Source organism: Flaviramulus sp. BrNp1-15, assembly GCF_022259695.1.
Taxonomy (GTDB): Bacteria; Bacteroidota; Bacteroidia; order Flavobacteriales; family Flavobacteriaceae; genus BrNp1-15.
In genome coordinates, this window is sequence record NZ_CP092099.1 from 3,067,397 (window position 1) to 3,083,761 (window position 16,365).

Annotated in this window: 6 protein-coding genes; 2 read left to right on the forward strand and 4 right to left on the reverse strand. The window is 37.4% G+C overall.

The genetic code is table 11. The features are described 5' to 3' along the window. Positions 1 to 158 precede the first annotated feature (158 nt). From MBM09_RS13665 to MBM09_RS13675, 3 genes are read right to left on the reverse strand one after another with little or no spacing between them, the layout of a single operon-like run. Entirely contained in the window at positions 159 to 2,108 is a 1,950-nt protein-coding gene (locus MBM09_RS13665) for an OmpA family protein (protein ID WP_238674279.1), read from the reverse strand. Between the two features lie 11 nt (positions 2,109 to 2,119). Next, on the reverse strand, positions 2,120 to 3,052 hold the full coding sequence (locus MBM09_RS13670; RefSeq protein WP_238674280.1) for a type IX secretion system membrane protein PorP/SprF: 933 nt from the start codon (positions 3,050 to 3,052) through the stop codon (positions 2,120 to 2,122). Between the two features lie 30 nt (positions 3,053 to 3,082). Beyond that, the gene (locus MBM09_RS13675) at positions 3,083 to 13,681 is read right to left on the reverse strand and encodes a tandem-95 repeat protein (RefSeq protein WP_238674281.1); all 10,599 of its coding nucleotides are present in this window, start codon (positions 13,679 to 13,681) and stop codon (positions 3,083 to 3,085) included. A gap of 330 nt (positions 13,682 to 14,011) precedes the next feature. Between MBM09_RS13675 and MBM09_RS13680 the strand changes: the two genes are divergently transcribed. Both MBM09_RS13680 and MBM09_RS13685 read left to right on the forward strand, forming a co-directional pair. Continuing rightward, entirely contained in the window at positions 14,012 to 15,601 is a 1,590-nt protein-coding gene (locus MBM09_RS13680; protein ID WP_238674282.1) for a peptide chain release factor 3, read from the forward strand. A 130-nt stretch (positions 15,602 to 15,731) separates the two neighbouring features. Beyond that, positions 15,732 to 15,968 carry a (4Fe-4S)-binding protein gene (locus tag MBM09_RS13685; protein ID WP_238674283.1) on the forward strand — a complete coding sequence of 79 codons (237 nt, stop codon included), beginning with the start codon at positions 15,732 to 15,734 and terminating at the stop codon, positions 15,966 to 15,968. Positions 15,969 to 16,004: 36 nt separating this feature from the next. Here the strand turns inward: MBM09_RS13685 and MBM09_RS13690 are convergent, their stop codons facing one another. Then, on the reverse strand, positions 16,005 to 16,322 hold the full coding sequence (locus tag MBM09_RS13690; protein ID WP_238674284.1) for a DUF3467 domain-containing protein: 318 nt from the start codon (positions 16,320 to 16,322) through the stop codon (positions 16,005 to 16,007). Positions 16,323 to 16,365 lie beyond the last annotated feature (43 nt).

The following is a 16,365-nucleotide window of genomic DNA, read 5'->3' on the forward strand; positions in this document are numbered from 1 at the left end:
TAATTTGTCCGATGCAATTCGCATAAAATATGCTACTTAAAGATAACACCATAGACAATGCTTATTTCATAGATTACAAAAATACTAACTTAATTCTAAATTATAGCATAAAGAAAAAAAGCCACCAAAAGCAGCTTTTCTTGTTTAAGAATTATTGTTTACATCTTAACTATAATGAAATCACTACGTCTGTTTAATTGGTGCTCTTCTTCACTACACTTCACACCATCAAAACATTTATTTAACAATTCGCTTTCCCCATAACCTTTTCCAGATATTCTATTTGCATTAATATTACCTTTTTTAACTAAATAGTTAATAGTTGTAATATTTCGTTTTTGAGATAATTCCTTGTTATAATTTTTTGTTGCTCTACTATCTGTATGTGATCGTACATCTATAATCATGTTAGGATATTTTCTTAAAACCGAAATAATTTTTTGAAGTTCTACCTCTGCATCGCTACGTATGAAAGATTTATCTAAATCGAAATAAATTGGGTTTAAATTAATAGCGTCTTTTAGATTGGTTCCTTTGGTAATAATTACTTCTTCTTTTTGTAAAGTAACATTTAAAACTAATTTCTCTTTTCTATCTGAAGTTGATAAAACTCTTTGCTCTAAAGTTTCATAACTTTCATTAGATACTCGTACTAAATACTCTCTATCACAAGACAAACTATTAAAATTATAAGTTGCATCCTCTCCAAGAATTTGCTCGTCAACAATAGAACCTTTATCATCAAACAAGCTAGCTTTAGCTCCATTTAATAATTGGTTTGTTTTAGCATCAGTTATAACTCCTGTTAACTGTTGAGCGCATTCAGGTAATTTAAACCAATAAATATCATCATCTCCTTTTCCTCCTTTTCGGTTTGATGAGAAATAACCTTCTTTGGTTTTTAAATCTTCGTAATAAGCAAAATCATCCAACGAGCTATTAATAGGCTTTCCTATATTCTCTAGATTATAATCCTCATTATTCTTTAATTTATTTTCGAAGTCCTTTATTCTGTAAATATCTAATCCGCCCAATCCTGGATATCCATTTGAAGAAAAATATAAATCTCCATTAGCATTTATAAAAGGGAATGTTTCTTGAGCCTCGGTATTTATTGATAGTCCTAAATTTTGAGGTGTTCCTAAAGTTCCATCGCTATTTATAACAGTTATGTATAAATCTGACGAACCTGAACTCCCTGGCATGTCTGAAGCAAAAATCAACTTATCTCCTTTAGCATTAATCGTTGGATGTGCAACGCTATAAGATTCACTATTAAAATGAACTGGTTTTATATCTTGCCAAGAGTTATCTACTTTTTTTGCTCTATATAATTGCAACCTATTTACACCCGATTTGTCTCTTTTTAACCTGTTTTTAAAAAAATTGTTTCTGGTAAAATACATGGTGTTTCCATCAGGACTGAAAGCAACTGAAGATTCATGGTAACGTGTATTAACATTTTCGTTAAACTTTTTAAGACCGTCATAAGAGCCATCTTCTTTCTTTAAAACAGAATACAATTCTAAAAATGGTTGATTATTCCAGATATAGTTTTTTCCTTTACCTTGGGCGGAAGAAAAAACTAGTTGATTCTCTAATATTGATACACCAAAATCTGAATGCTTTGTATTAAAAGGTAAATTAACAATTTCAATATCTTCACTATTTAGACCTATTCCTTCTAAATAATTTGGTGATGATTCAAATACCTTTGCTCTTTTATCATTTTCAACCGATGCAGAAAATTTTTTCATCCACTTATCTGATTCTTCATAATTTTCCTTTGCCTTTAAAGCTTGAGCATATCTATAGTAATATTCTGGGTCAATGATATTGTTTTGTTTAACTTCATCTAAACTCATTAATTCTCCATACCACTTAACAGCGTCATCCATTTTATTATTAAAGTAAAATGAGTTGCCTAGTTTTTGAAATAAATCAACTGATTTATATCCATTGTTGGCTACATCTAGCAAAATATCGGTAGTTTTTACGTATGAAAAATCATTGTAACTTTCAGCACCTCTACTTATGGATCCTTTTTGTGCATAACAATTGATTGAAACAATTGATATAAATAAAATAAATATGTGTTTAATTTTCATAATGATCAATTTTAAAAGAATCTTGGTGATAGTAATTTTCCGGCAGATCTTAACTCAAAAGTTAACATAATTTCATGCGAACCACTGTTGTAGTTGTTTAAACCCGTAGTGGTTAAATCGTAGGCATAACCAATTCTCAACACATCACTCATTTGAAAACCAATTAAACCACTTACAGAATCATCCCACCTGTAGGCTAAACCTAAAGTAAGTTTTTCGTTAAACAGTGCGTTTAAAGAAACATCTGCAATTAATGGTGCTCCTGAAACTCCTTTTACTAAAAATGCAGGTTTAAGTTTAGTATTTGCATTTAAATCAAATACATAACCACCAATTAAAAAATAGTGTAATCGCTCTGTAGCTATTGATTCTTGAAAATCATCATAATGCTCTGTTGTAATAATATTTGGGATTGACCCTCCTAAATACCATCTATCTGAATGCAAATACATTGCTGCACCAAGTGTAGGAGATATTAAATTAACATTGTTGTTAAATAATCTATCTGGATTTTGAAAACGCCCTTTACTCCAATCCAAATCAAGAATATGTAGTCCTCCCTTTAGTCCAAATGAAAGTTCTAAGTCTTTAAGTTCATTAACTGGTATGGTGTAAGATAAATTTGCATCTATACTTGTTTCTTCTGATGGCCCTAATTGATCGCTAACAATATTTAACCCTAAACCAATTCTCTCATTTCGTAATGGAGAATGAATTCCAAAACTAAGTGTTTTAGGAGCTCCATCTAATCCTACCCATTGTGTTCTGTATAAAGCTGTTGCACTTAATACATCTCGTTGTCCTGCGTAAGCAGCATTTACACTCATTGTGTTATACATATATTGAGTATACTGCGGGTCTTGTTGTGCTTTAATTTCTACACTAAATAGCATAGTAATTACTATTAAAGCTAAACCTTTTATTAATGATGATTTTTGTATCATTTTTTCTAATATTTTTTTAGTCTTCTACTATTATCTGTTTAAATAAATCCATCCTACTTTAGGTTTAGAACCATCTCCAAAATCTAGAACATAATAATATGTTCCTACTGGTAATTCTTCTGAAACGTTTACAGTTGCACGTCCGTTTGAAATTCCATTCCAATCATTGTTATACCCTTTCTTCTCATAAACTATATTACCCCAACGGTTATATATTTCTAATTTATTATTAGGATAGTTTTCAATACAATTTATAATCAAAACATCATTATCACCATCTCCATTTGGAGAGAACTCATTAAATACAAGTAAACAACCTAATTCTACAAATGTTGAATCATCTTTCACATTTCCATCAAAGTCATCTCCGTTATCACTTGTATCACTTACTAATTCTGAAAATCTTGTTAAAGCAGTTGCTACAACACTATTATTAACACCTCCAGCATTAATAGTTTCTTGTGTGATTCTAAAACTAGCACTGTAAGTAGCAATTTCACCTGAAAGTAATATTCCTTCCTCACTTCCAAAAGTTGAACTTATAAAACTAGGCTCTTCTGTTAGTGTTATAGAATTACCATTTGCATCTGTAAATATATCTTCTAAAATTAGTTGTGTCAATACAACATCTCCGGTGTTTTCAACTTCAATAGTATATTCAATTTCATCACCAACAGATGTTCCAAATACTTGAGCTGTTTTAGTTACTTCAATTTCAATGGCACAAATGTCTCTTCTAAATGGATCGCAAGAGTCATTCTCATCAGTTATTCCATTAGGTATAGCTGGAGTATTTGGATCATCAACACCTGTAGTTTCTTCTAAATCTGTTAATCCATCACCATCTGTGTCGGTAATATCTACAACATCAACTACTGTTATTGTAACAACCGCTGTATCACAAACATCATCATCATCACATACTTGATACTCAAATGTATCTGTTCCACTAAATCCTGCATTTGGTGTATAGGTTATCTCGCCCGTTACTGGATCGATACTTATCGTTCCATTACTTGGTGATGTTACTGCTGTTACACTTGTTGGGTCTATTGTTCCATCAATATCTGAATCGTTTGATAAGATATCTATTACTACTGGAACTGTTGGGTCTGTGGTCGCAACATCGTCCATAGCTTCTGGGGCATCGTTAATATCATTTACTGTAACTTCTACGCTTGCTGTTGTACAAGCTCCGTCTTCATCACATACTTGATACTCGAAACTATCTGTTCCATTAAACCCTGCATTCGGTGTATAGGTTATCTCGCCCGTTACCGGATCGATACTTATCGTTCCATTACTTGGTGATGTTACTGCTGTTACACTTGTTGGATCTATTGTTCCATCAATATCTGTATCGTTTGATAAGATATCTATCAATACTGGTGTGTCTTCATCGGTACTTGCTACATCATCTATTGCTACTGGTGTATCGTTTACCGATGTTACAGTAAGATCTAATGTACTTGTATCTGAACCACCATTGCCATCTTCTATTGTATAAGTTACTTGTGGTACTGCTCCTGTAAAATCAGTCGCTGGTACAAACTCATAGCTTCCATCTGAATTTATTGTTAAATCTCCTTCTGCTAATGCAACCGTTGTTCCTGCTGGATAACTAACACCCATTACTGTGAATTCTGTTACTACTAGTACATCTGAAGGGTTTGGGTCTGTGTCATTTGATAATAATCCATTTGAACTATCTACTAACAATGTTGTATCTTCTAATGTTGTATTTGTATCTGCATTAGCTACTGGTGGTAATGACGTTGCTGGCACAATAACTGATACTGTTGCTGTATCACAAACACCATCATCATCACATACTTGATACTCAAATGTATCTGTTCCACTAAATCCTGCATTTGGTGTATAGGTTATCTCGCCCGTTACTGGATCGATACTTATCGTTCCATTACTTGGTGATGTTACTGCTGTTACACTTGTTGGGTCTATTGTTCCATCAATATCTGAATCGTTTGATAAGATATCTATTACTACTGGAACTGTTGGGTCTGTGGTCGCAACATCGTCCATAGCTTCTGGGGCATCGTTAATATCATTTACTGTAACTTCTACGCTTGCTGTTGTACAAGCTCCGTCTTCATCACATACTTGATACTCGAAACTATCTGTTCCATTAAACCCTGCATTCGGTGTATAGGTTATCTCGCCCGTTACCGGATCGATACTTATCGTTCCATTACTTGGTGATGTTACTGCTGTTACACTTGTTGGATCTATTGTTCCATCAATATCTGTATCGTTTGATAAGATATCTATCAATACTGGTGTGTCTTCATCGGTACTTGCTACATCATCTATTGCTACTGGTGTATCGTTTACCGATGTTACAGTAAGATCTAATGTACTTGTATCTGAACCACCATTGCCATCTTCTATTGTATAAGTTACTTGTGGTACTGCTCCTGTAAAATCAGTCGCTGGTACAAACTCATAGCTTCCATCTGAATTTATTGTTAAATCTCCTTCTGCTAATGCAACCGTTGTTCCTGCTGGATAACTAACACCCATTACTGTGAATTCTGTTACTACTAGTACATCTGAAGGGTTTGGGTCTGTGTCATTTGATAATAATCCATTTGAACTATCTACTAACAATGTTGTATCTTCTAATGTTGTATTTGTATCTGCATTAGCTACTGGTGGTAATGACGTTGCTGGCACAATAACTGATACTGTTGCTGTATCACAAACACCATCATCATCACATACTTGATACTCAAATGTATCTGTTCCACTAAATCCTGCATTTGGTGTATAGGTTATCTCGCCCGTTACTGGATCGATACTTATCGTTCCATTACTTGGTGATGTTACTGCTGTTACACTTGTTGGGTCTATTGTTCCATCAATATCTGAATCGTTTGATAAGATATCTATTACTACTGGAACTGTTGGGTCTGTGGTCGCAACATCGTCCATAGCTTCTGGGGCATCGTTAATATCATTTACTGTAACTTCTACGCTTGCTGTTGTACAAGCTCCGTCTTCATCACATACTTGATACTCAAATGTATCTGTTCCATTAAACCCTGCATCCGGTGTATAGGTTATCTCGCCCGTTACCGGATCGATACTTATCGTTCCATTACTTGGTGATGTTACTGCTGTTACACTTGTTGGATCTATTGTTCCATCAATATCTGTATCGTTTGATAAGATATCTATCAATACTGGTGTGTCTTCATCAGTACTTGCTAAATCATCTATTGCTACTGGGGCATCGTTCACTGGGGTTACGTCTACTAATACCGAACCTGTGTCTGTGCCGCCATTACCGTCATCTACCGTGTAATCAAAACTTACATCTACCGTACTGTCTGCATCTGGAGTAACTACTAACTCGCCACCGGTTAAGGTGACTGTTCCGCCGGTGACAGTTACCGTCTCGCCTTCTGCGATTGGGCTACCGTTTATTTCTGTTATTGTTAATACATCGCCTTCAGCATCGATATCGCCATCCAATACATTTATTGTTACTGGCGTGTCTTCATTGGTCATTTCTGTTAATTCATCATCGGCTACTGGGGCATCGTTCACTGGGGTTACGTCTACTAATACTGAACCTGTGTCTGTACCGCCATTACCGTCATCTACTGTGTAATCAAAACTTACATCTACCGTACTATCTGCATCTGGAGTCACTACCAATTCACCACCAGTTAAGGTGACTGTGCCGCCGGTGACAGTTACCGTCTCGCCTTCTGCGATTGGGCTACCGTTTATTTCTGTTATTGTTAATACATCGCCTTCAGCATCGGTATCGCCATCCAATACATCTATTGTTACTGGCGTGTCTTCATTGGTACTCTCTGATAATTCATCATCGGCTACTGGGGCATCGTTCACTGGGGTTACGTCTACTAATACTGAACCTATGTCTGTACCGCCATTACCGTCATCTACCGTGTAATCAAAACTCACATCTACCGTACTGTCTGCATCTGGAGTCACTACCAACTCGCCGCCAGTTAAGGTGACTGTGCCGCCAGTGACAGTTACCGTCTCGCCTTCTGCGATTGGGGTACCGTCTACTTCAGTGATCGTTAATACATCGCCTTCTGCATCGGTATCGCCATCCAATACATCTATTGTTACTGGCGTGTCTTCATTGGTCGTTTCTGATAATTCATCATCGGCTACTGGGGCATCGTTCACTGGGGTTACGTCTACTAATACCGAACCTGTGTCTGTGCCGCCATTACCGTCATCTACCGTGTAATCAAAACTTACATCTACCGTACTGTCTGCATCTGGAGTCACTACCAACTCGCCACCGGTTAAGGTGACTGTGCCGCCAGTGACAGTTACCGTCTCGCCTTCTGCGATTGGGGTACCGTCTACTTCAGTGATCGTTAATACATCGCCTTCTGCATCGGTATCGCCATCCAATACATCTATTGTTACTGGCGTGTCTTCATTGGTACTCTCTGATAATTCATCATCGGCTACTGGGGCATCGTTCACTGGGGTTACGTCTACTAATACTGAGCCTGTGTCTGTGCCGCCATTACCGTCATCTACCGTGTAATCAAAACTTACATCTACCGTACTATCTGCATCTGGAGTCACTACCAACTCACCGCCGGTTAAGGTCACTGTGCCGCCTGTTACTGCTACCGTCTCGCCTTCTGCGATTGGGGTACCCTCTACTTCGGTGATCGTTAATACATCCCCTTCGGCATCGGTATCGCCATCTAATACATTTATTGTTACTGGGGTGTCTTCATTAGTCGTTTCTGATAATTCATCATCGGCTACTGGGGCATCGTTCACTGGGGTTACGTCTACTAATACTGAGCCTGTGTCTGTGCCGCCATTACCGTCATCTACCGTGTAATCAAAACTTACATCTACCGTACTATCTGCATCTGGAGTCACTACCAACTCACCGCCGGTTAAGGTGACTGTGCCACCTGTTACTGCTACCGTCTCGCCTTCTGCGATTGGGGTACCGTCTACTTCGGTGATCGTTAATACATCGCCTTCTGCATCGGTATCACCATCCAATACATCTATTGTTACTGGCGTGTCTTCATTGGTCGTTTCTGTTAATTCATCATCGGCTACTGGAGCATCGTTCACTGGGGTTACGTCTACTAATACTGAGCCTGTGTCTGTGCCGCCATTACCGTCATCTACCGTGTAATCAAAACTTACATCTACCGTACTATCTGCATCTGGAGTCACTACCAACTCACCGCCGGTTAAGGTCACTGTGCCGCCTGTTACTGCTACCGTCTCGCCTTCTGCGATTGGGCTACCGTCTACTTCGGTGATCGTTAATACATCCCCTTCGGCATCGATATCGCCATCTAATACATTTATTGTTACTGGGGTGTCTTCATTAGTCGTTTCTGATAATTCATCATCGGCTACTGGGGCATCGTTCACTGGGGTTACGTCTACTAATACTGAACCTGTGTCTGTCCCGCCATTACCGTCATCTACCGTGTAATCAAAACTTACATCTACCGTACTGTCTGCATCTGGAGTCACTACCAACTCACCGCCGGTTAAGGTGACTGTGCCGCCAGTTACTGCTACCGTCTCGCCTTCTGCGATTGGGCTACCGTCTACTTCAGTGATCGTTAATATATCCCCTTCGGCATCGATATCGCCATCTAATACATTTATTGTTACTGGGGTGTCTTCATTGGTCGTTTCTGATAATTCATCATCGGCTACTGGGGCATCGTTCACTGGGGTTACGTCTACTAATACTGAGCCTGTGTCTGTGCCGCCATTACCGTCATCTACCGTGTAATCAAAACTTACATCTACCGTACTATCTGCATCTGGAGTCACTACCAACTCACCGCCGGTTAAGGTCACTGTGCCGCCAGTTACTGCTACCGTCTCGCCTTCTGCGATTGGGGTACCCTCTACTTCGGTGATCGTTAATACATCCCCTTCGGCATCGGTATCGCCATCTAATACATTTATTGTTACTGGGGTGTCTTCATTAGTCGTTTCTGATAATTCATCATCGGCTACTGGGGCATCGTTCACTGGGGTTACGTCTACTAATACTGAGCCTGTGTCTGTGCCGCCATTACCGTCATCTACCGTGTAATCAAAACTTACATCTACCGTACTATCTGCATCTGGAGTCACTACCAACTCACCGCCGGTTAAGGTCACTGTGCCGCCTGTTACTGCTACCGTCTCGCCTTCTGCGATTGGGGTACCCTCTACTTCGGTGATCGTTAATACATCCCCTTCGGCATCGGTATCGCCATCTAATACATTTATTGTTACTGGGGTGTCTTCATTAGTCGTTTCTGATAATTCATCATCGGCTACTGGGGCATCGTTCACTGGGGTTACGTCTACTAATACTGAGCCTGTGTCTGTGCCGCCATTACCGTCATCTACCGTGTAATCAAAACTTACATCTACCGTACTATCTGCATCTGGAGTCACTACCAACTCACCGCCGGTTAAGGTGACTGTGCCACCTGTTACTGCTACCGTCTCGCCTTCTGCGATTGGGGTACCGTCTACTTCGGTGATCGTTAATACATCGCCTTCTGCATCGGTATCACCATCCAATACATCTATTGTTACTGGCGTGTCTTCATTGGTCGTTTCTGTTAATTCATCATCGGCTACTGGAGCATCGTTCACTGGGGTTACGTCTACTAATACCGAACCTGTGTCTGTACCGCCATTACCGTCATCTACCGTGTAATCAAAACTTACATCTACCGTACTATCTGCATCTGGAGTCACTACCAACTCACCGCCGGTTAAGGTCACTGTGCCGCCAGTTACTGCTACCGTCTCGCCTTCTGCGATTGGGGTACCCTCTACTTCGGTGATCGTTAATACATCCCCTTCGGCATCGGTATCGCCATCTAATACATTTATTGTTACTGGGGTGTCTTCATTAGTCGTTTCTGATAATTCATCATCGGCTACTGGGGCATCGTTCACTGGGGTTACGTCTACTAATACTGAGCCTGTGTCTGTGCCGCCATTACCGTCATCTACCGTGTAATCAAAACTTACATCTACCGTACTATCTGCATCTGGAGTCACTACCAACTCACCGCCGGTTAAGGTGACTGTGCCACCTGTTACTGCTACCGTCTCGCCTTCTGCGATTGGGGTACCGTCTACTTCGGTGATTGTTAATACATCACCTTCGGCATCGGTATCGCCATCTAATACATTTATTGTTACTGGGGTGTCTTCAATAGTCGTTTCTGATAATTCATCATCTGCGACTGGGGCATCGTTTACTGGGGTAACTGTTACAGTTACCGTAGCCGTGGAAACATCTCCATTTGAGTCTGTAATTGTATAATCAAAAGTATCAGTACCATTGAAATCTGAAGCAGGTGTATAATCTATCGTATCATCTATTGGATTATCTGGCGTACCACCATCATTAACAGTTACTGTTCCACCATTGGTTGTCGTAGCACTTACCAAGCCTATAGTTCCAACATTAGGCCCATCACCACCAAAATCATCTAATCCATTTCCATTGTCTGCAAGTACATCAAGTGTATTGTTTGTAGAGTCTTCGCTTATTCCAGTAATCGTATCATCTTGTGCTGTTGGATTACATGCAGAAGCATCTCCATTGTCTGTTACTGCTAATGTTATTGCTTGACCACCACTTGTTATACTTGGAACTCCATTGCCATCTACAACATCACCTAGCGAATTATCTCCATCTAAATCTGAGGCTGTAAATGTTCCTGCCGCTTCTACTGCATCAGGACAACCATCACCATCAGAATCTGCATCAAAATAATCTGGAATTGTATCTAAATCTGTATCACAAAAAGTTTGAAAAACTAAAATATCATCAATTGCTAAATCATTTCCTGCTCCAGTTTCTCCTAAGTTTATTAAAACAATATCTATATCATCGGTTGTAGTTGGAATGAAAAGTGTTGGGTTTTCGAAAAACTTCCAAGCATTTGCCCAATCACCAGATGCAGCTATAGCAATAGGCTCTGTATCAAATTCATACAATAAAGAATTATCACTTGTTCTTTCAAATCTAATTCTAAAATTAGGAAGATTTCTACCGCCTTGTAAATCCATATTCATTGCCCACAAAGAAGCATTAATTGGAGCACCGGTTACTACATTTGTAAGTGTTCGTCTATAAAATTCTTCACCTGCAACGCCTGCATTTACCATAAACATTCTGCCCCCAGTTGCTGTTACTCCATCAGTATGATCTCCTAATGGTTGCCATACACCACTTGCCCATTGTGCAACCTCTAATGGATTATCAAAAATTGTATAATAACCATCTTGCAAAGAAGCTCCCGGAGATGAAGTACCTGCTCCCCCTCCTGTTGGTGTTGTTCCTTCGATTGCTTCATAATATGTGTATGTTGTAACCGCTCCTGTCCCTACACCCGGTAAGTTGGTGCTAACTGCTCCTGATGGTTGTTGCCCGAAGTCTTCATTAAAAAGTGTAACACTAATTGAACCTGATGTACCACAAGACGAATTTTCATCTATATCCAATATCCCATCATTGTCATCATCAAGATCACATCCATCTGGTACTAAATCTCCATCATTATCTGCATTATCATCAGATCCGTTACAAATATCGGAAGCATCTGGAACGCCATCTCCATCTGAATCTGGAGGACAAGCGGAGGCATCTCCACTATTTGTTACTGCTGCTGTGGTTGCTTGACCACCACTTGCACTAACTGGAATACCATTGCTATCTACTGAATCACCAAGTGAGCTATCTCCATCTAAATCTGAAGCTGTAAATGTGCCTGCTCCTTCAATAGCATCAGGACAACCATCTCCATCTGAATCTGTATCTAAATGATTAGGAAATGTGTCTCCATCAGTATCTATAAAAACTGGAATATCACAAAAACCAGAGAAACGAATGCTATGGTTATTTATAGCACCTCCTGTTGAAGCAGTAAACCCTAAATAAACATAACTGCTTCCTCCAAAATAATTATTGATAAGATCTCCTGTATAGCTTCCTGCTAAAATTCCGTTAAGAGTATAACTTATTGTTTGTGTACCCGCATTCCAAGTTACATTTACCAAATGCCAATTGCCATCTTCTAGGTTTCCAAAATCTACAGCAGAAGATAAATTTCCTGCAGCTTGATCGTTAGAATCCCAAATGGATGTATGATCATTAGGTATGTCGTTTAAACCAACTCCATTGTCCCAGGTGTCAATTTCTAAAACAATTCCATCTATAATACCTCCAGCTCCCATGCCTTGTCCGTTAGCACCTATAACAGAGAACCCTGAAGGATCATTGTGAAACACAATTGCAATACCATCAGCTCCACCATCATTTGTGCCTAAATTAGCTTCAAAAGAAAAGTTAAAATCTTCATTAAAACTTAAAGTGTTAAAAGAGAATGCCTGACCAGATTGATTATTAAGTGCTTCAGTTAAACGAACTTCATTTGGAGCAATTTGTACCGCTGTTCCATTTATTGAAAAAATATCTTGAAATTCAGAATTCAATAAATTCTTCTCATCACAATCTAAAACCCCATCGTTATCATTATCTAAATCACAACCATCAGGAACTAAATCTCCATCATTATCTAGGGCATCATCAAATCCAGGGCAAACATCTGAAGTGTCTGGAACTCCATCTCCATCAGAGTCTGGAGGACAAGCGGAGGCATCTCCACTATTTGTTACTGCAGCTGTGGTTGCTTGACCACCACTTGTTATACTTGGAACTCCATTACCATCTACAACATCACCAAGCGAATTATCTCCATCTAAATCTGAAGCTGTAAATGTGCCTGCTCCTTCAATAGCATCAGGACAACCATCTCCATCTGAATCTGTATCTAATGAATTTGGTAAACCATCACCATCATTATCACAATCTGCATCAAAATTAAAATAATAATCATCAAAACGAACTCTGTTTTGAGGATCGGTATTTTGTTCATCATACAAATAAGTTCTAAAGTAGTAAGTAGTATTAGCTTCTAATAAATAACTATTAATGGAGTTTCCGATAAACACATAACTACTAGGTGCTTGCATATTGTCTACCTGCATATCTACAAGTAAAACATCTGCAGCACTAAAATCAGTAGCGTTTGTTGATACTTCAACTGCCAATTTATGATTACCCATATTAAATTCAATATCTCCTATATTGGTTGTCCAATAACCAAAATTAATTTGGTTAATAAAGAGATTTGAATTAGGTGTATAGGATACTTCTACATAATCTCCATTAGTTTTTGCTCCAGCAAACGTAGTTTGATCTGCTCCACCAAATATATATGTAAATGCATAGTCTGGGTTTTCAAAAATACCTGGACCGAAAGATAGGTTTGATGCCCCACTAAAATAAGTATTTGCACCAGCTCCATATGTTATAGCTTGTCCTTGACCGCCACCATCATTATGATTCCATTGTATTTCTATTGCAGGACATCCTTCATCAGCATCTAAAATACCGTCATTATCGTCGTCTAAGTCAACTACATCTGCATAAGTATCTCCATCTGTATCTTGACTGTAAATATTAGAACTTGTTAGTAGAAAAAATGTAGTGAAAATAAAAACTATTATAAAATTAGTTCTGGTTTGGGTATTATTTTTCATAAGAGATAGTTTTAAAATGTATTTGGAGCTAGTTAGAATTTACGTGAGTAAAACTGTTAAGTTTTTAAAATGTGACACTTAAATATTGAATAAGTCACCTTCTTTTTAAATTTATAGTCATTCTAAATTGTAAACGTTTTTAAGCTTTTTACTTTTATTTATACCAAAATAAAATGAAATACTGATTGTATTATTTTTGTTTCGATAAGCCCTATGATTAGTGTCGATGGATGGTAAAAAAGTAAAGACGAACAAAACCAGATATTTTTAATTTTAAATTCCTTGGTATAGGTGTTTTATTTCTATTTTTGCGTACTTCAATAAATAGACATGAGTTTTTTAAAAGAGATACAACGCAGACGTACTTTTGGTATTATTTCTCACCCCGATGCAGGTAAAACCACCCTTACTGAAAAGCTATTACTTTTTGGTGGTGCTATACAAGAGGCTGGTGCTGTAAAAAGTAATAAAATAAAGAAAGGTGCTACGAGCGACTTTATGGAAATTGAGCGCCAACGTGGTATATCGGTTGCTACTTCTGTTTTAGCTTTTGAATACAATGGCATAAAAATTAATATTCTAGACACTCCCGGTCATAAGGATTTTGCTGAAGATACTTTTAGAACACTTACTGCTGTTGATAGTGTAATAGTTGTTATTGATGTTGCAAAGGGTGTTGAGGAACAAACCGAAAAATTAGTTGAAGTTTGCCGCATGCGTAATATTCCTATGATTGTTTTCATTAACAAAATGGATCGAGAAGGAAAAGATGCTTTTGATTTGTTGGATGAAGTTGAACAAAAATTAGGGTTAAAAGTTACGCCTTTAAGTTTTCCTATAGGAATGGGTTACGAGTTTAAAGGTATTTATAATATTTGGGAGAAAAACATAAACCTTTTTAGTGGAGATAGCAGAAAAAATATTGAAGAAACTATCGAGATTAAAGATTTATCATCCCCAGAATTAGATAAATTAGTGGGTGATAAAGCTGCACAAACTTTAAGAGAAGAAATTGAATTGGTTGAAGGTATTTATCCAGAATTTAATAAAGAAAATTACTTAAAAGGTGATTTACAACCCGTGTTTTTTGGTTCTGCTTTAAATAATTTTGGTGTAAGAGAATTATTGGATTGTTTTGTTGAAATTGCACCCAAACCTCGCCCAAAACAAAGTGAAGAACGCTTAGTAAAGCCTGAGGAGAAAAAATTCACAGGTTTTGTTTTTAAAATTCATGCCAACATGGATCCTAATCACAGAAACAGATTAGCTTTTGTTAAAATTGTTTCTGGTGAGTTTAAACGTAATGCTCCTTATTTGCATGTAAGACACAATAAAAAAGTAAAGTTTTCTAGTCCGAATGCTTTTTTTGCTGAAAAGAAAGAAATAGTAGATATTTCCTATCCAGGAGATATTGTTGGTTTACAAGACACAGGAACTTTTAAAATTGGTGATACATTAACTGAAGGTGAAGTATTAAATTACAAAGGCGTACCTAGTTTTTCGCCAGAACATTTTAGGTATATTAACAATGCAGACCCTTTAAAATCGAAACAATTATTTAAAGGTATAGATCAATTAATGGACGAAGGTGTAGCACAATTATTTACTTTAGAGCTCAACGGTAGAAAAGTAATTGGAACCGTTGGTGCTTTACAATACGAAGTTATTCAATATAGATTAGAGCATGAATATGGTGCAAAATGTACTTACGAAAATTTAAACGTGCACAAAGCTTGTTGGGTAGATCCTAAAAATTCAAAAACTGATGAATACAAAGAATTTGTTAGAGTTAAGCAGCGTTTCTTAGCTAAAGACAAGCATAATCAGTTGGTGTTTTTAGCAGATTCCCCTTTTTCTTTACAAATGACACAGCAAAAATACCCAAATATTAAACTACATTTCACTTCAGAATTTGATTAAAACCGTTATGTATTTCATCGATTATTCTTTATTAATCGTGATTTGAAATCTTTTTAACGATTTTTTTAATACTAAATCTGGTTAATTTTTAAATTTAAAATGAATCATAACCCCAAATATTGATTTACTTATGGAAACAAACCCTAACAATGTTTTCAGTAATTCCGAAATTACTGTAACCTATAAACCTTGCATCTGTATAAACTCAGAGAAATGCGCTAAAGAACTATCAGAAGTATTTAGATTGTCCATATATCCATGGATAAACTTAGAAAGTGCTGAGACTAATAAAATAATTAATCAAGTAAAAAAGTGTCCATCTGGTGCATTAAAATACCATTTGAATCAAAATAAACAAGCTTGTTAAAAATAAAAAGCCTTAGATTTCTCTAAGGCTTTTTATTTATGCTTGACCAGTAGGACCAAAATTTAATGGTATTGGTGGTTGCTCGTAATCTTTAATTTCCCCATGAGCTTTCTCAAATCTTGAGACATTTTCACCTAAAGCTTTTAATAATCGCTTAGCGTGCTGTGGTGTTAATATAATTCTAGATTTTACTTTGCTTTTAGGAATCCCTGGCATAATACTCACAAAATCAACAACAAATTCTGAAACCGAATGATTAATAATAGCTAAGTTTGAATAAGTTCCTTCTGCTACTTTTTCATCTAATTCAATATTAATTTGCCCTTGTTTTGGTTTATCGTTTTCGTTAGCCATAATAGTAAATATTGTTATAAAAAAACATTCCCGCCATGGCGGG

Excerpts from the sequence above, each read along its gene's own strand:
- MBM09_RS13665 (WP_238674279.1), bottom strand. The coding sequence starts at position 2,108 with ATGAAAATTAAACACATATTTATTTTATTTATATCAATTGTTTCAATC.
- MBM09_RS13670 (WP_238674280.1), bottom strand. The coding sequence starts at position 3,052 with ATGATACAAAAATCATCATTAATAAAAGGTTTAGCTTTAATAGTAATT.
- MBM09_RS13675 (WP_238674281.1), bottom strand. The coding sequence starts at position 13,681 with ATGAAAAATAATACCCAAACCAGAACTAATTTTATAATAGTTTTTATT.
- MBM09_RS13680 (WP_238674282.1), top strand. The coding sequence starts at position 14,012 with ATGAGTTTTTTAAAAGAGATACAACGCAGACGTACTTTTGGTATTATT.
- MBM09_RS13685 (WP_238674283.1), top strand. The coding sequence starts at position 15,732 with ATGGAAACAAACCCTAACAATGTTTTCAGTAATTCCGAAATTACTGTA.
- MBM09_RS13690 (WP_238674284.1), bottom strand. The coding sequence starts at position 16,322 with ATGGCTAACGAAAACGATAAACCAAAACAAGGGCAAATTAATATTGAA.